The 19,861-nt window shown below is 67.0% G+C and carries 16 protein-coding genes and 1 pseudogene; 12 read left to right on the forward strand and 5 right to left on the reverse strand.

Annotated elements, in window-relative coordinates:
- Positions 1-670 precede the first annotated feature (670 nt).
- The 4 genes from GAK28_RS13435 to GAK28_RS13450 form a co-directional block, all read right to left on the reverse strand.
- Complete coding sequence (locus GAK28_RS13435) at positions 671-1,771, reverse strand: glutathionylspermidine synthase family protein (protein ID WP_291779901.1); 1,101 nt, start codon at positions 1,769-1,771, stop codon at positions 671-673.
- Entirely contained in the window at positions 1,771-2,280 is a 510-nt protein-coding gene (locus GAK28_RS13440; RefSeq protein WP_291779904.1) for a hypothetical protein, read from the reverse strand. Before GAK28_RS13440 ends, GAK28_RS13435 begins: the two co-directional genes overlap by 1 nt.
- A 10-nt stretch (positions 2,281-2,290) precedes the next feature.
- The gene (locus tag GAK28_RS13445; protein ID WP_291779907.1) at positions 2,291-2,689 is read right to left on the reverse strand and encodes a DUF350 domain-containing protein; all 399 of its coding nucleotides are present in this window, start codon (positions 2,687-2,689) and stop codon (positions 2,291-2,293) included.
- A gap of 69 nt (positions 2,690-2,758) precedes the next feature.
- Positions 2,759-4,861: a prolyl oligopeptidase family serine peptidase gene (locus tag GAK28_RS13450; RefSeq protein WP_291779909.1), complete on the reverse strand. Its 2,103-nt coding sequence runs from the start codon at positions 4,859-4,861 to the stop codon at positions 2,759-2,761.
- 134 nt (positions 4,862-4,995) lie between these two features.
- On the opposite strand from GAK28_RS13450, the gene GAK28_RS13455 reads away from it, so the two are divergent.
- From GAK28_RS13455 to GAK28_RS13500, 10 genes and pseudogenes are all read left to right on the forward strand, one after another.
- A complete protein-coding gene (locus GAK28_RS13455; protein ID WP_291779911.1) occupies positions 4,996-7,404 on the forward strand; it encodes a prolyl oligopeptidase family serine peptidase in 2,409 nt (802 codons plus the stop codon).
- Positions 7,405-7,999: 595 nt separating this feature from the next.
- Positions 8,000-8,092, forward strand: coding sequence for a K(+)-transporting ATPase subunit F (kdpF, locus tag GAK28_RS13460; RefSeq protein ID WP_291779913.1), 93 nt, complete (start codon positions 8,000-8,002; stop codon positions 8,090-8,092).
- Positions 8,089-9,810, forward strand: a pseudogene (gene kdpA / locus GAK28_RS13465) (potassium-transporting ATPase subunit KdpA). The gene kdpF and the pseudogene kdpA overlap by 4 nt, the downstream one beginning before the upstream one ends.
- A 3-nt stretch (positions 9,811-9,813) precedes the next feature.
- Positions 9,814-11,886, forward strand: coding sequence for a potassium-transporting ATPase subunit KdpB (kdpB, locus tag GAK28_RS13470; RefSeq protein WP_291779915.1), 2,073 nt, complete (start codon positions 9,814-9,816; stop codon positions 11,884-11,886).
- Positions 11,887-11,900: 14 nt separating this feature from the next.
- Positions 11,901-12,086, forward strand: coding sequence for a hypothetical protein (locus GAK28_RS13475; RefSeq protein ID WP_291779917.1), 186 nt, complete (start codon positions 11,901-11,903; stop codon positions 12,084-12,086).
- A 55-nt stretch (positions 12,087-12,141) separates the two neighbouring features.
- Positions 12,142-13,560 carry an outer membrane beta-barrel protein gene (locus tag GAK28_RS13480; protein ID WP_291779919.1) on the forward strand — a complete coding sequence of 473 codons (1,419 nt, stop codon included), beginning with the start codon at positions 12,142-12,144 and terminating at the stop codon, positions 13,558-13,560.
- A gap of 10 nt (positions 13,561-13,570) precedes the next feature.
- Entirely contained in the window at positions 13,571-14,146 is a 576-nt protein-coding gene (kdpC, locus tag GAK28_RS13485; RefSeq protein WP_291779921.1) for a potassium-transporting ATPase subunit KdpC, read from the forward strand.
- Between the two features lie 114 nt (positions 14,147-14,260).
- Positions 14,261-16,921 carry a sensor histidine kinase KdpD gene (locus GAK28_RS13490; RefSeq protein WP_291779924.1) on the forward strand — a complete coding sequence of 887 codons (2,661 nt, stop codon included), beginning with the start codon at positions 14,261-14,263 and terminating at the stop codon, positions 16,919-16,921.
- A complete protein-coding gene (locus GAK28_RS13495) occupies positions 16,918-17,616 on the forward strand; it encodes a response regulator transcription factor (RefSeq protein ID WP_291779927.1) in 699 nt (232 codons plus the stop codon). The genes GAK28_RS13490 and GAK28_RS13495 overlap by 4 nt, the downstream gene beginning before the upstream one ends.
- Positions 17,617-17,777: 161 nt before the next feature.
- The gene (locus GAK28_RS13500; RefSeq protein WP_291779930.1) at positions 17,778-18,131 is read left to right on the forward strand and encodes a hypothetical protein; all 354 of its coding nucleotides are present in this window, start codon (positions 17,778-17,780) and stop codon (positions 18,129-18,131) included.
- A gap of 7 nt (positions 18,132-18,138) precedes the next feature.
- Here GAK28_RS13500 and GAK28_RS13505 read toward each other — a convergent pair whose 3' ends face one another.
- Positions 18,139-18,927: a helix-turn-helix transcriptional regulator gene (locus GAK28_RS13505; protein WP_291779932.1), complete on the reverse strand. Its 789-nt coding sequence runs from the start codon at positions 18,925-18,927 to the stop codon at positions 18,139-18,141.
- A 143-nt stretch (positions 18,928-19,070) separates the two neighbouring features.
- Here GAK28_RS13505 and GAK28_RS13510 point away from each other — a divergent pair, with 143 nt between their 5' ends.
- Both GAK28_RS13510 and GAK28_RS13515 read left to right on the forward strand, forming a co-directional pair.
- Positions 19,071-19,313: a hypothetical protein gene (locus tag GAK28_RS13510; RefSeq protein WP_291779934.1), complete on the forward strand. Its 243-nt coding sequence runs from the start codon at positions 19,071-19,073 to the stop codon at positions 19,311-19,313.
- A gap of 78 nt (positions 19,314-19,391) precedes the next feature.
- Positions 19,392-19,850 carry a MarR family transcriptional regulator gene (locus GAK28_RS13515; protein ID WP_291779936.1) on the forward strand — a complete coding sequence of 153 codons (459 nt, stop codon included), beginning with the start codon at positions 19,392-19,394 and terminating at the stop codon, positions 19,848-19,850.
- Positions 19,851-19,861 lie beyond the last annotated feature (11 nt).

Consider the following 19,861-nt stretch of genomic DNA (forward strand, 5'->3'; position numbering starts at 1 on the left):
CAAATCCTCATCCACCGCTTCCGAGCGGGGCACGCCAACGGCCGTGCCCCTCATCGACTCGAGCGGTTCGATCTCACAAGGTCCGACTGTCCGATGTTCTCATTCGCCCACGGCGCTACGCGCCGGGTGGCTCGGCGGAGGGAAATGCCATGAGAAAAGCGGACAGGCCGGGCGTTTAGCCGCGTCCGGAGGGGCTCCGGGACGTCCGTGGACCGCGTGGGTCGGGCGGTGGGTGTGAGAATGTCTTAAACTTCGACACAGCCATATCAACTCTCTGTTAGTTGGTTTTGGTTAGCGGGCCATGAGGTGGTGACACACCTCTGGCTCGCGTTTCTTACCGCTTACGAGCGATGGTTGTTTGCCGACACGTGACACGAACCAGCAAACAACGCGTGCACGGTAACAAATTACGTGCGTGCTTGCCTATGGAAGGATTCTCAAAAGTTACCTCACCGTCGTTCCTGCGCACGCAGGAACCCAGCGCCTCGGTTTACCAGTAACACGACGACGCTGCATCGGCTTGTGCGTAGGTGACGTCGTCGCGACAACCCATCGCATCGCGCTGGGTTCCAGCGTTCGCTGGAACGACGTGGGGCGATCAGGCGGTGACGATGACCTGGCCCGCTGCGCGGGGTCGCGCGCAAGCGCGCTCCTACAAGGGTTTGTTGCGTTAGCGGAAAAGATGCGGCACGAAGCAACTGCCGTTGCGTGTGATGGGGCCGTTATCTTCGCGAATGCCGATGCCTGCCGGTTCGTCACCGACGATCCATGAGCCGACCAGCGTGTGTCGTCCGTCGAATACGGGCAGTGGTGCGAGCGACTGGTATACGCGTTGCGGTGCGACGACGGGGCCTTGCTTTGCGTCGAGGATGGCGATGCCTTCGCCTTCCCTGCCCCAGTACGGTTTCGCGACGACGGGGCCGGGAATGTCTTCGCGGCGCAGGCTTGCGGGTAGCAGGTTGGGATGGTTGGGGAACCATTCCCATAGCAGGGGCAGGATGGCCTTGTTCGACAGCAGCATCTTCCACGCCGGTTCGATGAAGCGCGTGCGCGAGGGGCCGATGTGGCCGGCGAAGGCTTCGGCAAGCATCCATTCCCACGGGTAGAGCTTGAACAGGCGTTCGATGGGGCGGTCGGCGAGGTCAATGAAGGCGTTGCCGGACCAGCCGATTTCCTCGATGTCGAGTGCCTGTACTTCGTGGCCGGCTTGCAGGCAGGTGTCGAGCAGGTAGTCGGTGGTGGTGCCGTCTTCGGGGTTGTCGTAGCACGCAGCGAAGTGCACGCGCGGTGGACCGCCGACCTGCTTCCAGCGCGCGATCAGTTTTTCGTGGATGGAGTTGAACTGGTCGGCGTCGGGATAGCGGGCTTCGAGCCAGTACCACTGCACGACCGAGGCTTCGAACAGCGAGGTCGGGGTGTCGGCGTTGTATTCGAGGAGCTTGGGCGGCGAGATGCCGTCCCAGGAAAGATCCATGCGGCCGTAGAGCGATGGCTCGCGATCGAACCAACTGCGTTCCGCGAGTCGAGCTGCGGTGTCGTCGAGGCCCAGGTCGGCGTAGCGGTCGTTGCGCACGATGCGGTCTACCGCTTCCAGGCACAGCGAATGCAACTCGTCGGTAGCGGCTTCCACCGCGTCGATGGCGGCAGCATCGAAGACGTAGCAGGCGTCTTCGCGCCAGTACGGCTGGCCGTCGAGCGTATGGAAGCCGAAGCTGATGGCTTCGACCTCTTGCTGCCAGTTGGCGCGGGGGGCGATGGTCTCGCGGCGCATCAGCCGCCTCGTGCGGAGACGCGGCCGCTGCTGCCGAAGCCGCCGCGCGAACCGAAGTCGAAACCGGCGGGACCGTGACCACCGCTCGGTCCGCGGCTGGCGAGCATGCGGCCGGGGCCGGGGTCGCCTTGCGTGGTGCGGGTGCTCCAGTCGCTGCGGTACCAAGGGCCGTAGTAGTGGTAGTAACCGCCGGAGTAGCCGCTGGTGGTGGGCTGCTCGTACGTGCACTGCCCTGTGGCGTAGTCGTGCTCGCAATCTTCCTTGGTGTTGTAGCTGTTGCGCTGCACGTCGGTCTCGGGCCACGCCATATAGCCGATCACGCCGATGATGCCCACTGCGACGACGGCGGATCGCATGCGTTTGCCCGGCTTCGAGAAGCTGAAAAGCGGCTCTACCGGTGGCGAGAACGAAGGATAGCGGTAGTTAGGCGGTAGCTTGAACTTCGCGTCGGGGCGCGGATCGCCAGACGTCTTGTTCTTGTTCCACTTGCTGTTGGCACCGTCTTTCATGGCGGCGCCCTCAGTACGTCATCGCGGCGGCGTTGATCGTGCCGACGCAGGCGGCGACCACGGCGACGAAGAGCGCGACGGAGCGCACATCGGCTTCGATGCGACCGCGCAGGTCGTGGATCATGAGGCGCAGCACGAGGTGGGTCAGCAGTTGCACCACCCAGGCGACGAGGCCCCAGATGGCAAGGTCTGTGAGGCTGACGCTGTGCGCAATGGCGCTGGCCAGGGGTTGCACGAAACCGATGGCCGCGCCGCCGAGGCTGATGGCGGCGGAGAGGTTGCCCTCGCGGATCAGCGCCATTTCGCGCTGCGGCGTGATCCAGATATAGGTCACCACGAAGGCGACGAAATACAGGATGCCCAGGCCCAGGTACGCCACGAAGGCGGGCAAGGTGAACAGGTCCGACACGATCACTTCCTTGGACGACGCGGCTCCCCTGCCGCGTCGCCAAGGATAGGTGAATTCGCCTTCCGCGCGTTACTCGCCCAGGCCGAGTTCGGTGGCGAAGAACGTCATCGACAGGGCGGCGTTGCCGACGCGCTGGCTGAAGGGGGCGCCGATGCCGTGGCCGGCGTTCATGCGGGTGAGCAGCAGCACGGGCTGGCCGGAGGTGGTGGCGTCCTGCAGCGAGGCGGCGAATTTGCGCGACTGCCACGGTGCGACGCGCGGGTCGTTGGCGCCGGTGGTGAGCAGCACGGCTGGGTACGGGGTGCCCTTCTTCACGTTGTGCAGCGGCGAGTAGGCGAGCGTGGCCTTGGCCTGCGCGGTGTCTTTTACCGTGCCGTACTCGCTGACGTTGTACGGGCCGTTGGCGAAGGCGGTTTCATGGCGCGGTACGTCGTAGATGCCGACCATGCCGACCACCGCGCGGTACTGCTCCGGATGCTGCACGAGCGAGGCGCCCATCAGCAGGCCGCCATTGCTGCCGCCGAGGATGCCCAGGTGCTTGGTGTCGGTCCACTTGGTGTCGATCAGCGCCTGCGAGGCGGCGTAGAAGTCGTCGAACACGTTCTGTTTGTGCAGCTTCTGGCCTTGTTCGTGCCAGGCTTCGCCGAATTCGTTGCCGCCGCGGATGTTGGTGTAGGCCAGCACGCCGCCGCGTTCGAGCCAGGCGAGGTTGGCGCCGACGAAGCCCGGGGTGACGGGGATGCCGAAGCCGCCGTAGCTGTAGAGGATGGTCGGGCGCTTACCGTTGGGCGTGATGCCGTCCATCGAGATGACCGTCACCGGCACCTTGCTGCCGTCCTTCGAGGTGCCGTCCACGCGGGTGACGCGCACCTTCGAATAGTCGGCGGCGGGCTTCACTTCGAAGATGGTCTTGAGCGTGCCGGTCTTGCCGTCGTATTCGGCCCAATGCGTCGGCGTGGTCCAGCCGGCGTAGGTGATCAGCGCCTTGTCCTGGCCCTTCTCCGACGCCACGCCGCCGATGGTGACGCCCGTGGCCGGTAGCGGCACGCGGCGAACCAGCGTGGCCTTGGCGTCGTACTGGTCGGCCCACCAGTCGGGACCGGCGCTGCGCACCACGAGGAAACCATCGCCTAGCGGCTTGACCTTCTGGATGGCGCCGTCGCCCTGGGCGAGCACGTCGGTGGTCTTGCCGTCGGCGCCGATGGCGACGATGCGGCCGCGCGGCGCGTTGGCGAAGGTGACCACGAAGAGGCGGTCGCCCACCCAGCTGGCCGAGCGCACGTCGGCGTCGCGGCCCATCACCTTGCGGAACGCGCCCTTGCCTTCGCGCAGGTAGACCTCGGCCGGGCCTCCGTCGCCTTCGTTGGCGAGCAGCGCGGTGGACTTGCCGCCGCGGCCTTCGTCGAGGATGTATTCGGCGATGGGCGAGTAGCCCTTGCCGAACACGGTGGTGTCCTTCGCCGCCGGCGTGCCGATGACGTGATGGGCCAGGTAGGCGTCGAAGCCGGTCAGCGGTTTGTCCTTGGTGGGTGCGTCGAAGTGGGCGTAGGTGACGCCTTTTTCGTCGGCATCCCATGCGAGCGCCTGGGGCGCGGTGCCGCCACCGGCCCAGGGCAGTTCGTCCGCCAGGGCCTTGCCGGTGGTGGTGTCGAGGATGTGGATGGTGGTCAGTTCGCTACCGCCCTCGGCGGTGCCATAGGCGAGGTAGCGGCCGCTCGGCGAGGGCCAGTATTCGGTGATGGCGGTGTTGCCGTCGCCCTTGTTGAGGTCGACCAGGGTGCGCGTGGCGCCGTCGGGCCAGGCCTTGGCGACCAGCACGGGCTGCGGCTGCGGCGGCGTGTTCTCGAAGTAGAACAGCGTGCCGCCGGCCAGCGTGGGCGACGAGCGGGTGGTGGAGGTAATGGCCAGCTCGCGGATGCGCGCGCTCAGCTCCTTGCCCATCGGCATGGCGCCGATGGTGGACTCGGTATAGGTGTTCTGGGCCTCGATCCACTGCTTCACGTCGGCCGCCTCGGGGTTTTCGAGCCAGCGGTAGGGATCGTTCACCGGCTGCCCGGCCAGCGTCTCGGAGACCATCCGCTTGGGCGTCGGCGGCGGCGCCGTGGTGGCCGCGTGGGCGCTGAAGGCGACGAGCAGGCTCGCGGCGAGAAGACGGGGCAGGATGACGCGCATGGAGAACCCTCTGGACGTGCAGGAAGGCCCGAGCGTAACAAAGTAACGGCGTCGGCAACCCTGCCGACAGTCATTCCCCGCGCCGGGCCCGGGCCGGTATCCTCGACGGCTTTGTGGTTACCGGATATCTCCCGATGCGCGTACTCGCCGCAGCCCTGCTCACTGCCCTCGCCGCCGCGCCCGCCCTGGCGGCCAACACCGCGCCGCTGGACATGGAAACGATCATGGCCAATCCGGACTGGATCGGCCCGGCCGTGGAACTGCCCTACTGGAGCGTGGATGGCCGACAGGTCTATTACGCGCTCAAGCGCGACGGCAGCCCGGTGCGTGACGTCTATCGCGTCGCCGCCTCGGGTGGCGCACCCGAGCGTCTGGACCCGACGGCCGTCGCCAGCGCCGACGGCAACCACACGGTGTACGACCGCGCGCACCGCCATGCGGCCTTCGTCCGCCACGGCGACATCTTCGTGCGCGACCTCTCCAACGGCAGCACCACCCAGGTCACCCGCACCGCCGCGAAGGAGACCTCGCCGCACTTCTCGCTCGACGGTCGCCTGCTCACCTTCCGCAGCGGCAACGACTGGTTCGCCTGGCCGATGGCTGGTGGCCCGAGCGCGCCGGCCGCCGTGCTCAAGGAGGGCGCCGATCCGAAGGAGCGCAAGAGCGACGCGCTGAAGGACGACCAGCAGGCGCTGTTCAAGACGCTGCGCCAGCTACGCGCGGACGAGGACGCGATGCGCGCCGACGCCGATGCGCTGGCGGCCGCCGATGCCGGTCGTGCGCCTGAGCCGTTCTACCTGGGCAAGGACGTGTCCATCACCGACACCTCGCTCTCGCCGGACGGCCGCTGGATGATCGTGGTCACCCAGGCCAAGGACGCCGACCAGGGCAAGGTCGCCGACCTTACCCGCTACGTCACCGATTCCGGCTACGCGGAAGCCGAGGCCACGCGCCCGTACGTGGGCCGCAACGATCCGGCACCGCAGTCGCTGCGCCTGCTCGACCTGCGAAAGCATGTCAGCTTCGACCTCGACACCGCCGCCCTGCCCGGTATCTCGGACGATCCGCTCGCGGACATCCGCGCGAAGACGATCGCCACGCTGCGCAAGGAAGGCAAGGCCGATCGCGCCGACGCCCTCGCCGCACCGAAGAAGCGCCCGGTGATCGTCAACGGCGAATACAGCCAGGGCATCGTGTGGAGCGACGACGGCGCCCAGGTGGCCGTGCAGTTGCGCGCCATCGACAACAAGGACCGCTGGATCGCCACGGTCGACTTCGACCGCCACGCGCTGGTCACCCAGCATCGCCTCACCGACAAGGCCTGGATCAACTGGGACTACAACGACTTTGGCTGGCTCCGTGACGGTCGCACGCTGTGGTATCTGAGCGAGGAAAGCGGCTGGTCGCAGCTTTATGTCCGTCCGCTGGGCGGCAAGGCGAAGGCGCTGACCTCGGGTCATTTTGAGGTCGACCATCCGGAACTCTCGGCCGACGGCAACACGTTCTACCTGCGCTCCAACAAGGTCGCGCCGTACAGCTACGACATCTACAAGGTGCCCGCCGCTGGCGGCGAGCTGTTGCGCATCACCCGCTACGAAGGCCTCGACGACTTCTCGCTGTCGCCGGACGGCCGCTCGTTGGCCGTGCTGCATTCGTCGGCCTATGTGCCCTCGCAGCTGGCCGTGATCGGCGTGGATGGCGGTAACGCCCACGACCTCACCGATACCCGCAAGCCGGAGTACAAGGCGCGCGAGTGGATCGCGCCGAAGGTGGTGGAGATGCCGTCCAGCCATGGCGCGGGCACCATCTACGCGAAGTTCTACAGCGCGGGCGCGGCCCCGGCAGGCGGTCGCCCGGCGGTGATCTTCGTGCATGGCGCGGGTTACTTGCAGAACGTGCACCTGTCCTACCCGGCGTATTTCCGTGAGCAGATGTTCCACAACATGCTGGTGCAGCGTGGCTATGTGGTGCTGGACGTGGATTACCGCGCCTCGAAGGGCTATGGCCGTGACTGGCGCACGGCGATCTACCGCCAGATGGGCCACCCGGAGCTGGAGGACCTGCTCGACGGCAAGGCGTGGCTGGTGAAGAACCAGGGCGTGGATCCGAAGCGCGTGGGCGTGTACGGCGGCAGCTACGGCGGCTTCATGACCCTGATGTCCCTGCTGCGCGCACCCGGCGAGTTCGCGGCTGGCGCGGCCCTGCGCCCGGTCACGGACTGGACCAGCTACAACCACGAGTACACCTCGAACATCTTGAACGATCCCCAGCTCGATCCGGAGGCCTACGCCACCAGCTCGCCGATTCACTACGCCGAGAACCTCGCCGACCCGCTGCTGATGGAACACGGCCTGATCGACGACAACGTGCTGGCCAGCGATACCGTGCGCCTGTACCAGCGCTTCATCGAGCTGCACAAGAAGAACTTCTGGATGTCGCTGTATCCGCTGGAGCGCCACGGCTTCGTGCACCCGGACTCCTGGTACGACGAATACCGCCGCATCGATGAGCTGTTCCGCGAGCGGTTGGAAGGGTCCCGCTAACCGCTCGTCGTTCCTGTGAAAACAGGAGCCCAGCGCCCCGGTTCGCCAGCATAGCGAGGGCGTCGCATCGGCTTTTGCGTAGGGGGTCTCGACGCGATAACCGATCGCCTTGCGCTGGGTTCCAGCGTTCGCTGGAACGACGGACTACCAGCCTCGTCGTTCCTGTGAAAACAGGAACCCAGCGCCTCGGTTGGCCAGCACGGCGGGGGCGCCGCATCGACTTGTGCGTAGGAGGCCGCGAGGCGATAACCGGCTGCCCCGCGCTGGGTTCCAGCGTGCGCTGGAACGACGGATCGCGAGCTCGTCGTTCCTGTGAAAACAGGAACCCAGCGCCCCGGTTCGCCAGCATGGCGAGGGCGCCGCATCGGCTTTCCCGATATCAGGGCCATATAAAAATTTACGCAAACGTTACGCCCCCTCCCCGCCTCGATACACCGTAAATATCCGCGAAAACGAACAATGCGCACCGTCCCCTCATGACGGATCGCTCCCGTGGAATTCCTGTACGTACTACTGGCCGTCGTGCTCACCGCCATGACGATCGGCTTCCTGATGATCTGCGACCGCCTGGGTCGTCGCTGAGGAAGCCGCCGCCATGTCTCTCGTGTACATCCTCGCCACCGCCATCGCGGTGGCGCTTGCCGGCTACCTCTGCGTCGCCCTGCTGAAGCCGGAGTGGTTCGAATGACCGCCAACGACTTCTTCCAGCTGGGGCTGTTCGTCGTCGTGCTGCTGGCCCTCGTGAAACCCGTGGGCGCTTACATGGCCCTGGTCTTCGCCGACGAACCCAACAAGGTCACCCGTTTCGGTGCCCGCGCGGAGCGCCTGCTCTATCGCCTGTCCGGCATCCGTGCCGACGAGGACATGGGCTGGAAGCGCTACGCCCTGGCCATGCTCGTGTTCAACGTGGCCGGCCTCGCCGCCGTCTACCTGCTCCAGCGCACCTAGCAGTGGCTGCCGCTGAACCCACAGCACTTCGGCACCGTCGCACCGGACCTGGCGATGAACACCGCCATCAGCTTCGCCAGCAACACCAACTGGCAGGCCTATTCCGGCGAGTCGACCATGAGCTACCTCACGGACGCGCTCGGCCTGACCGTGCAGAACTTCCTCTCGGCCGCCACGGGCATCGCCGTGCTGGTAACCCTGGTGCGCGGCTTCGTGCGTCGCGGCTCGGCCGCCGTGGGCAACTTCTGGGTCGACATGACCCGCGCCACGCTCTACGTGCTGCTGCCGTTCTCGCTGATCATCGCGTTGCTGCTGGTATCGCAGGGCGTGATCCAGAACGTGTCGGCCTACATCGACGTTGCCACCCTCCAGCACGGGTCGCAGACCCTGCCGATGGGCCCGGCCGCCTCGCAGGTCGCGATCAAGATGCTCGGCACCAACGGCGGCGGTTTCTTCAACGCCAACTCCGCGCATCCGTTCGAAAACCCGACGCCGTTCTCCAACTTCGTCGAGATGCTGTCGATCTTCCTTATCCCTGCGGCGCTTTGCTACACCTTCGGCAGCATGGTCGGCGACCGCCGCCAGGGCTGGGCGATCCTGGCCACCATGCTGCTCATTTTCCTGCCGCTCACCGTCGGCCTCGTCGCCGCCGAGCAGGCCGGCAACCCGGCGCTGCACGGCCTGGCCGTCGATGCGCAGGCGTCTGCCCTGCAAAGCGGCGGCAACATGGAAGGCAAGGAAACGCGCTTCGGTATTGCTTCGTCGGGTCTGTTCGCGGCCATCACCACAGCGGCGTCCTGCGGCGCGGTGAACGCGGCGCACGATTCGCTGACCCCGCTCGGCGGCTTGGTTCCGATGTGGCTGATGCAGCTGGGCGAAGTGATCTTCGGCGGCGTGGGTGCGGGGCTCTACGGCATGCTGGCCTTCGCGATTGTCGCGGTCTTCATCGCCGGCCTGATGGTCGGTCGCACGCCGGAATACATCGGCAAGAAGATCGAAGCCTACGAGATGAAGATGGCGAGCCTCGCCGTGTTGATCCCTGCCGCGCTGGTGGTCATCGGCACCGCGGTGGCGGTGATGAGCCCGGCCGGCGTGGCGGGTGTCGCCAACCCCGGCGCGCACGGCTTCAGCGAGATGCTCTACGCCGTGAGTTCGGCATCCAATAACAACGGTAGCGCGTTCGGCGGTCTCTCGGCGAACACCCCGTTCTGGAACGTCCTGCTCGGCATCTGCATGTTCCTGGCCCGCTTCCCGCTCGCCATCGCCATGCTGGCCATGGCCGGCTCGCTCGCCGCCAAGCGCCATGTGCCGCCGTCTGCGGGCACGCTGCCGACGCATACGCCGCTGTTCGTCACCCTGCTTGCCTGCGTCGTCATCGTCGTCGGCGCGCTGACCTTCCTCCCGGCACTGGCCCTCGGGCCGATCGCCGAACACCTGATGTCCGCCACGGGCCACTGATCCATGAACTCCCATGCCCATACGCCGCGCGGTTTCGATCGTGCGCTGGTGATGCGCGCCCTGCGCGACGCCTTCGTCAAGCTCTCGCCGCGCCTGCAGTTCCGTAATCCGGTGATGTTCATCGTGTTCGTGTGCAGTGTGTTGACCACCCTGCTCTGGGTGCAGGCGCTCACCGGCCACGGCGAAGCGCCGACCGGCTTCATCTTCTGGGTGAGCCTGTGGCTCTGGTTCACGCTGCTGTTCGCGAACTTCGCCGAGGCGCTTGCGGAAGGTCGCGGCAAGGCCCAGGCCGACGCCCTGCGCGGTTCGCGCAAGGACGTGGCCGCGAAGAAACTGGCCGAGCCGTCGCGTGACGCCGCCATCACCTTCACGCCGTCGAGCGAGCTGCGCACCGGTCACCATGTGCTGGTCGAGGCCGGTGACATCGTGCCGGGCGACGGCGAGATCGTGGTCGGCGCCGCCAGCGTGGACGAGAGCGCCATCACGGGCGAATCCGCTCCGGTGATCCGCGAGTCCGGTGGCGATCGCAGCGCGGTCACGGGCGGCACCCGCGTGCTGTCCGACTGGATCGTGGTGAAGATCACCAGCAACCCGGGCGAGAGCTTCCTCGACCGCATGATCTCGATGGTGGAAGGCGCGTCGCGTCGCAAGACGCCGAACGAGATCGCGCTGACGATCCTGCTGGCGAAGTTCACGCTGATCTTCCTGCTGGCCTGCGCCACGCTGCTGCCGTACTCCATCTACAGCGTGCAGGCGGCCGGCAGCGGCGAGCCGATCTGCCTGACCGTGCTCATCGCCCTGCTGGTCTGCCTTATCCCGACCACCATCGGTGCGCTGCTCTCGGCCATCGGCATCGCCGGCATGGATCGCATGATCCGTGCGAACGTGATCGCCACCTCGGGCCGCGCGGTGGAAGCCGCCGGCGACGTGGACGTGCTGCTGCTCGACAAGACCGGCACGATCACGCTCGGCAACCGCCAGGCCGTGGCCTTCCATCCGGCTCCGGGTATCGAGGAGCGCGAATTGGTTGAAGCCGCCGAGCTGGCCTCGCGCGCCGACGAGACGCCGGAAGGCCGCAGCATCGTGACGCTGGCCAACGACACCTTCGGCTGGAGCGGTCGCCATCGCGACGACAGCCGCGCCGTGTTCGTGCCGTTCACCGCGCAGACCCGCATGAGCGGCGTCGATACCGGCACCCGCCACATCCGCAAGGGTGCGATGGATGCGGTGGAGCGTTACCTCGACTCGCAGGACAGCCACATGCCGCCGCTGGTCCGGCGCATGGCCGAAGACGTCGCCCGTCGCGGTGCCACGCCGCTGATCGTGGTGGACGGCGCGCTCACCCTCGGCGTCGTCGAACTCAAGGACATCGTGAAGGACGGCATCAAGGAGCGTTTCGCCGAGATGCGCCGCATGGGCATCCGCACGATCATGATCACCGGCGACAACCCGCTCACCGCCGCGGCGATCGCCGCCGAAGCGGGCGTGGACGACTTCCTCGCCGAAGCCACGCCGGAAGCCAAGCTCAAGCTCATCCGCGACATCCAGGCCGAGAACCGCCTGGTCGCGATGTGCGGCGACGGCACCAACGACGCCCCGGCGCTCGCCCAGGCCGACGTCGCGGTGGCGATGAACAGCGGCACCCAGGCGGCCAAGGAAGCCGGTAACATGGTCGACCTGGATTCCAACCCGACCAAGCTCATCGAGGTGGTCGGCATCGGCAAGCAGATGCTGATCACGCGTGGTGCGCTCACCACGTTCTCCATCGCCAACGACATCGCCAAGTACTTCGCGATCATCCCGGCGGCGTTCGCCAGCACCTATCCGGCGCTGAACACGCTCAACGTGATGCGTCTGGCGACGCCGCACAGCGCGATCCTGTCGGCCGTGATCTTCAACGCGCTGATCATCATCTTCCTCATTCCGCTGGCGTTGAAGGGCGTGGCCTATCGCGCGCTCGGCGCTGGCGCGCTCCTCCGCCGCAACCTGCTCGTCTACGGACTCGGCGGCGTCGCGGTGCCGTTCATCGGCATCAAGCTGATCGACATGTTGCTGGTCCTGGTCGGACTGGCCTGAAACGAGGTGCAACCATGCAATCCGTCAAGCTCACCCTGCTCATCGAAGAAGGCGCCGACATCGACATGGAAGTTCGTGTTGTGAACGCCGACCAGGCTGCCACCGCTACCGCCGCACCCGTCACGCCGCTGCGTCCGCGCGTCGTCACGGTGAGCCGGGACGACGACGAATACACGCTCGGCGGCTACGCCGGCATCTGACGCGACACCCATCCACACACACCGAAAAGGGGTCCCGAAAGGGATCGGTCCAATCATGCGTACCACACGTTATGCTTTCCTCGCCGCCATGCTCGCGGTCGCCCCGGTCTCCAAGGCGCTCGCCGCCAGCAGCGACGACTGCTCCCAGGGTTTCGCCTCGCGTTTCGCCGCGGCCTACCGCGAAGACGCCCAGCCCGCGGATCCGAACGCGCCGGCGCCGGCACGCCGCGCCATGCCCTCGCCGCTCCCGTCGATGCCGTTCCCCTCGGCGGAGTGGCAGCTCGGTGGCGTCGCCTATCCGATCGGCGTGCCCAACCTGAATTCGCAGTACCCGCTCGAGAAGGCGTTGGCCTGCACGAGCTTTGGCGGCTGGATGAAGGAAAACCGCATCGAGATCTACGGCTGGCTCAACGGCTCGGTCAATGCCAGCAGCTCGCAGCACACCAACTACCCGTTGTCATACGCCACGCGTCCGAACCGCGCCGAGTTCAACCAGGCGCTGCTGCGCATCGAGCGTATTCCCGACACGGTGCAGACGGACCATATCGACTGGGGTTTCCACATTGATAACCTCTATGGTTACGACTACCACTACACGACGATGAAGGGCGTCTTCAGCAACCAGTATCTGAACAACCCGCGTGCCGACCAGCCGCTTCCGGGCAAGACGTACGGCTACGATCCGATGCTGTTCTACGGCGAAATCTACCTGCCGCACGTCGCCGAAGGCATGGTGGTGCGCGTCGGTCGTTACCTGTCGCTGCCGGACATCGAGGCGCAGTTCTCGCCGAACAACTACCTCGTGACGCATTCGGTGCTCTACACCGTGGACCCGTACACGCAGATGGGCGTGATGACCACCACGCGCCTCAACCAGCAGTGGACGGTGCAGATCAGCATCAACGGCGGCAACGATACGGCCGTGTGGAACCGCTCGGCGCGTCCCACCTTGCAGGCCTGCGTGCGCTGGGTGTCGGCCGATAACAACGACATGCTGTATCCCTGCGTGAACAGCTTCAACACCAGCGACTACAACTACAACAACGTGCAGATGTACGTGACGACCTGGGGCCATCGCTTCAGCGAGAACGTGCACATCCTGACCGAGGCCTACTACATGTACGGCCGCCACATCCCGGGCTACGGTCCGGATGGCCAGCCGGGCGTGCCGGGCTCGGCCGAGACCGCCGGCAAAGCGGGCGAGTACGGCATCGTCAACTACTTCAACATCGCGTTGAACCCGACCAACATGATCTCGATCCGCAACGAGTGGTACAACGACCAGAAGGGCCAGCGCACGGGCTACGCCACGCGCTATACGACGCACACCGTGGGCATGACCCACTGGGTGAGCCAGGACCTCGAGATCCGCCCCGAGCTGCGCTACGAGAAGTCGTACGACACCACCGCCTACGATGGCGGACGCAAGGACAACCAGCTCAGCGCCATCGTCGACGCGATCTGGCACTACTGAGGTAACCCCCATGAGCACCCTGCTGCGCAATGCGATCGTCCTCCTGCTGCTCCTGACCGCCGTCACCGGCGTGGCCTATCCGGCCGTGGTCGGCGGCCTCGGCAACCTGCTGTTCCCGCACGAAGCCTCGGGCAGCCTGGTGGAGCGCGACGGCAAGCCGGTCGGTTCCGCGCTGATCGGCCAGTCGTTCACCGAGCCGCGTTACTTCTGGGGCCGTCCGTCGGCCACGACGCCGGCGGCGAACAATGCGGCCTCGTCCACGCCGTCCAACCTGGGTCCGACCAACCCGGCGCTGGCCGACGCGGCGAAGCAGCGCATCGCCGTCCTGCGTGCCGCTGACCCGGACAATAAGGCGCCGGTACCGGTGGAGCTGGTGACGGCCTCCGGTAGTGGTCTTGATCCGGAGATCAGCCCTGCCGCCGCCGAGTACCAGGTGATGCGCGTCGCCCGGCTGCGCGGCCTGGAGCCGGCGAAGGTGCGCGAGCTGGTCGCCGCCAACACGCAGGGCCGCCAGTTCGGCATGCTGGGCGAGGCTCGGGTGAATGTGTTGAAGTTGAATCTGGCGCTCGATCAGGCATCTCGGTAACACCCATCGCGCGCAAGCGCGCTCCTACAGGGCGGTAGTTGTAGGAGCGCGCTTGCGCGCGATCACGCGGTCTATCCGCTAGGATTTTCCCATCCGCCCCAAGGCCCCCGCCCGATGACCGACACCCGCGACGCCCGTGCCGACGCCCTGCTCAACACGGTGAAGGACGATCTCGGCCAGCGTCTGAAGATCTTCCTCGGCGCGGCGCCCGGTGTCGGCAAGACCTACGCGATGCTTTCCGCCGCGCGTGACCTGCGCCGGCAGGGCATCGACGTGGTGGTGGGCCTGGTGGAGACCCATGGGCGGACGGAAACGGCGGCCCTGCTCGAAGGCATGGAGGTGCTGCCGACGCGGACGGTGCAGTACGCCGGCCGCGAGTTCCGCGAGTTCGACCTGGAGGGTGCGCTGGCTCGCAAGCCAGCGGTGATCCTCGTCGACGAATTGGCCCACACCAATCTGCCGGGTGGCCGCCATGCGCGGCGCTGGCAGGACATCGCCGAGCTGCTCGACGCCGGGATCGAGGTGTACACCGCGCTCAACGTCCAGCACCTGGAAAGCCTCAACGACCAGGTGCGCCGGATCACCAACGTGGCGGTGCGCGAGACGGTGCCCGACGCCTTCCTCGACCGTGCGCGCGACATCGTTCTGGTCGACCTTCCGCCGCGCGAGCTGATCGGTCGCCTGAAACAGGGCAAGGTCTACGTGCCCGAAACGGCGGCCGTGGCCCTCGACGCCTTCTTCTCGCCGACCAACCTCGCCGCGCTGCGCGAGCTGGCGGTGGAAACCGTGGCCTCGCACGTCGACAGCGACCTGCGCGAGCACATGCTCGCCCGCGGTGGCGCGATGCCGGTGCGGCGTCGCTGCATGGCCGCCATCGATGGCCACACGCAAAGCGAATACCTGGTTCGCATCGCCCGCCGTATCGCGGAACGTCGCGGCGCGCCGTGGAGCGTGGTCTTCGTGGATCGCGGCGGCATGGACGACGAGCGACGCGAGCGCGTGGATGCCGCGATGCGCCTGGCCCGTCGCCTGGGCGGTGAAGCGGTGATCCTGCGCGGCCACGCCGTGGCCGACGAACTGCTGGCCTGGGCCGATCGCGAAGGCGTGGGCCAGATCATCGTGGGCCGCACGCGCGAACGCCCCATTGCGCGTCGGCTCGGCTATTCGCTCACCCAGCAGCTACTCCGTCGCGGTGCGCACCTGGAACTGACCATCGTCGCCACGCCGGCCGAGCGCGCCCGTGCGCGTCGTCGCCTGCGCCTGCCGGAGCGTCCGGGCGACCGCAAGGACTACGCCTTCGCCACGCTGGCGACGGTCGCCGCGATGGCGCTGGCCTTCGTCGCCGATCGCTTCCTCTCCGTCGCCAACCTCTCGCTGATCTTCCTTACCGCCGTGCTCGCGGTGGCGGTGCGCACGCGGATGGCGGTGGCGGTGTACACGGCGCTGCTCTGCTTCGTCGGCTACAACTTCTTCTTCGCGCCGCCGCGCTACACGCTGGCGATTGCCAACGCGGACGACGTGCTCGCCGTGGTGTTGTTCCTGGCCGCCGCGCTGGTATGCAGCCGCCTGGCCACGCGCCTGGCGGGCCAGGTGGCGTCGTTGCGCACGGCGCAGGTGCGTGGCCGTGCGCTGGTCGCGCTCGGCCAGCAGCTCGCCACCAGCGCCGACGCGGACGGCATCCGCGCCGCCGGTGCCCGTGCGCTGGCCCGCACGCTGGAGGCGGAAGTGGCGATCCTCGCCCGCGACGCCAGCGCCAATCTCGCGGTGGTCACCTCGATGCCGGATGCCTTCGCGCTGTCCACGCAGGACCGGGCGGCGGCGGACTGGAGCGAGGTCCACGCCGAGCCGGCCGGCCGCTATACCGATACCCTCAATGCGGCGTCGTGCTGGATGCTGCCGCTCGGCGCCGAGCACCAGCGTGCGGGCGTCGCGGCCCTGCGCTTCCCGCTCGGTGCACGCGAGCCGGATGCCGACCGGCGCGGCCTCGCGCTGGCGATGGTCCAGGACATCGGCCAGGCGTTGGAGCGCGCGCGACTGGCGACCGAACTGGAGAGCGCCCGCGTACAGGGCGAGACGGAGCGTCTTCGCAGCGCACTGCTGTCCTCGGTATCGCACGACCTGCGTTCGCCGCTGGCCTCCATGATCGGCTCCGCCGGCACCCTGCTCAGCTACGAAACCCAGCTTCCCGCCGAAGAGCGCCACGAGCTGCTGCAGGCGATCCTCGGCGAGGGTCAGCGGCTGGATCGCTACATCCAGAACCTGCTGGACATGACCCGCCTGGGCCACGGCACCCTCAAGCTCAATCGCGACTGGGTGGACGCCGGCGAGATCGTCGCCGCCGCCGTGGGCCGCCTGCGCAAGCTGTTCCCGGACACCCGTGTGGACGTACACCTGCCCACGGACACCGTGCTGCTCCACGTGCATCCGGCGCTCATCGAGCAGGCCTTGTTCAACATCCTGGAAAACGCGGCCAGCTTCTCGCCGCGCGACGAGGCGGTGCGGGTCATCGTGCGCACCGAGGCGGGACGTCTGCTGGTCGACGTGGCCGATCGCGGCCCCGGCATTCCCGAGGACGAGCGGGCGCGGATCTTCGACATGTTCTACTCGGTGTCGCGCGGCGACCGTGGCAAGCAGGGCACCGGACTGGGCCTGGCGATCTGCCGCGGCATGATCGGCGCGCATGGCGGAAGCGTGGAGGCCTTGCCCCACGTCGGCGGTGGCACGACCATTCGGGTCTCGCTCCCACTGCCTCCGCCACCTGACGAGTCCCCATGAATCCAACCGCCCCCCGCGTGCTGGTGATCGATGACGAAGCCCAGATCCGCCGCTTCCTCGACATCGGCCTGCGCGCCGAGGGCTACCAGGTGCTGCTCGCCGCGAATGGCGAGGAGGGCCTGGGGCTCGCCGCGACGCAGTCGCCCGACCTCGTAATCCTCGACATCGGCCTGCCCGACATGGAAGGCCACGACGTGCTGCGCGAGATCCGCGGCTGGAGCACGGTGCCGGTGATGATGCTCTCCGTGCGCGACGCCGCGACGGAAAAGGTGAAGGCGCTGGATGCGGGCGCCAACGACTACGTGACCAAGCCCTTCGGCATCCAGGAGCTGATGGCGCGCCTGCGCGTGCTGATGCGGCAGAGCGTGAAGGCCGGCGAGCCGCAGGCCCCGGTGCGTTACGACGACGAACGCCTGTCGGTGGATCTCGCCCGTCGCGAGGTGCTGCTCGATGGCGAGACGGTGGCGCTCACGCGCAAGGAATTCGCCGTGCTGTCGCTGCTGGTGCGCCATCCCGGTCGCGTGGTGAGCCAGCAGCAGATCCTTCGCGAGGTGTGGGGCGGCACGCATGTGCAGGACACCCACTACCTGCGCATCGTCATGGGCAAGCTGCGCCAGAAGCTCGGCGACGACCCCGCGACGCCGCGCTGGCTGAAGACCGAACCGGGCGTCGGATACCATTTTCCGGCACATTGATCGCGCTTCGTGACCCCGGTCACGCTTGTACGCGCATCTTCACGTTTTTTCAGAATCCTTCCATACCGGCACGGTTTGTCGGTCGTCACGCTCCCCTGTCTGGAAACCAAAACCTGTCAGAGGAGCCTGGGGTGGGAACTCTTCAACCAACACGACGGCGCGTGCCGTCCGTGTTCGCCGTGATTCTTTCCGCGTGCGTATTCGCGCCCGCGTTCGCCGTGGTGGTCGATTGCGGCGAGGAACACTACGTGAGCGGCACGCATCGCCTGCCGACCCACGAAGAAGCCATGGCGCAATGCCGTGAGCACGAGACCGCAATGACCCAGACAGGCGCCTGGCGCAGCGTGCGCTCCTGCTACGACGTGGCGCCGCCCGGCGAGCACGGGCCGTGGATGCACGGCCGCATCGGCGTCGACGTGGTGGCGAGTGCGGGCGGCGATCCGATGACCTTCGAAGCGCTGTGGATGTGCAAGCCGACGGCGGAGCGGGAGATGGATGGCCCCGCCTTCGACTGACATCGACTCAGGGGGCGGCCTGCCGCGCGAGGTAGCGTCCCGGCGAATCGCCGAAGGCCTTGCGGAACATTGCGACGAAGGCGCTGGGCGTGGCGTAGCCCAGCGCATCGGCCACCACGGAGACCGGCTCGCCCGTGGCCAGGCGTTCCAGCGCGCGCGTGAGTCGCGCCTGCTGTCGCCATTCGGCCACGCTGCACTGCGTTTCCTGGCGGAACAGGCGGGTGAGCGTGCGCGTGGACATGCCTGCCCACGCAGCCCACTCCTCGATGCAGCGCGTGTCGTCCGGGCGCTCGAACATGGTCATGGCGACGCGCCGAAGGCGTCGGTCCGTCGGCATCGGCAGGTGTAGCGGTTCCACCGGTGCCCGACGCATCTCGTCGAGCAACACGGCGAGCAGTCGCTCGCGCTCGGGCGTGGGTTCGTCGTCCACCTGCCACAGCGACGCGAGCTTGATCATCTCGCGCAACAGGTCGTCCACGCCGACCACGCAGGGCTTGTCCGGCAGTCCCTGGGTCATGTCCGGCGCGATGAAGACGCCCCAGGCGCGACTGGGCCCGGCGATGCTCACCGTATGCATCTCGCCCGGTGGCATCCAGCCGCCGCGCCGAGGCGGCAGCAGCCAGGAGCCACGCTCGGTCTGGGTTACGAAGACGCCCTCTTCCACGTAGAAGAACTGGCCACGCAGGTGGCTGTGCCAGTCGGTCTCCTTCAAGGGGATCTCTCCACGGGCGTGGTAGGCGATCAGTGGCGGACCATCGGGGCTTTCCAGGAGTTCATGCAGGCGATCATTAAGCATTTTGGCCGACCCTCGACATAACTTGGCCCGATAACGTTATCAGGCCTATACCTTCCATGGCTAATATTTGTTACCCCAAGTAACTGTCCTGACAGGTGCCTTCCCAGGGCCCCGCCGGGACGCTCGACGCCGGAGGACACCCCATGATCCGTCTCGTCACCAGCCAGTTCACCGAGGACGCCGAGGATCGCCTGGCCGGCGATGCCCTGGCCACCTTCGTGGCCTGCGCCCACGCCATGCTCGATCCAACCACCCCGGAAAACCAGCTGCGTCGCCTTGAACCGCGCCTGTTGGCGCAATTGCCGACCCTTCGGGCGCTCGGTGTCTTCGAACTGTTCGACGTGCGCGACCCTGCGCTCGCCGCGCTCCTTGCCGATGAAGAGTGAATAAACCGCACTACAAAACTATCCGACGGACGTATATTTGCCTTGACAACTATATTGGAGGCAATAGAATGCACGTCCATGAATCCCTCCCTCTGCTACTCCCCTGATGGTCGCGACAGCCTGGGTGCCCTCATCGGCATGGTGCGCAGCGAGATCGTCAGGGCGATCGAGACCGATCTGGCCGCGCAGGGGGCCGACCTGAAGTTCACCCAGTTCCACGTGCTCAAGCGCCTCGCCACGATCGGCCCCATGACGGCCACCGAGCTGGCCCGGGCCGTGGACCTGGATGGCGGCGCCATGACCCGCCAGCTCGACCAGCTCGAATCGAAGGGCTACCTGCGCCGCCAGCCGCACGAGCTGGATCGCCGCGCCCTTCGCATCGAGCTGACCGAAGCGGGCGACGCGCTGTGGAGACACCTGCACGAAAGCAACGTCGCCACCCTGGAACGCGCGCAGCGCGACCTGTCCACGGCGGAGCGCGACCAGTTGCACGATTACCTGGGGCGGGTACTTACCGCGCTCCGCGACAAAGACTGAACCCACACGTT

Origin of the sequence: Luteibacter sp. (assembly GCF_009912395.1) — a bacterium.
Classification (GTDB): domain Bacteria; phylum Pseudomonadota; class Gammaproteobacteria; order Xanthomonadales; family Rhodanobacteraceae; genus Luteibacter.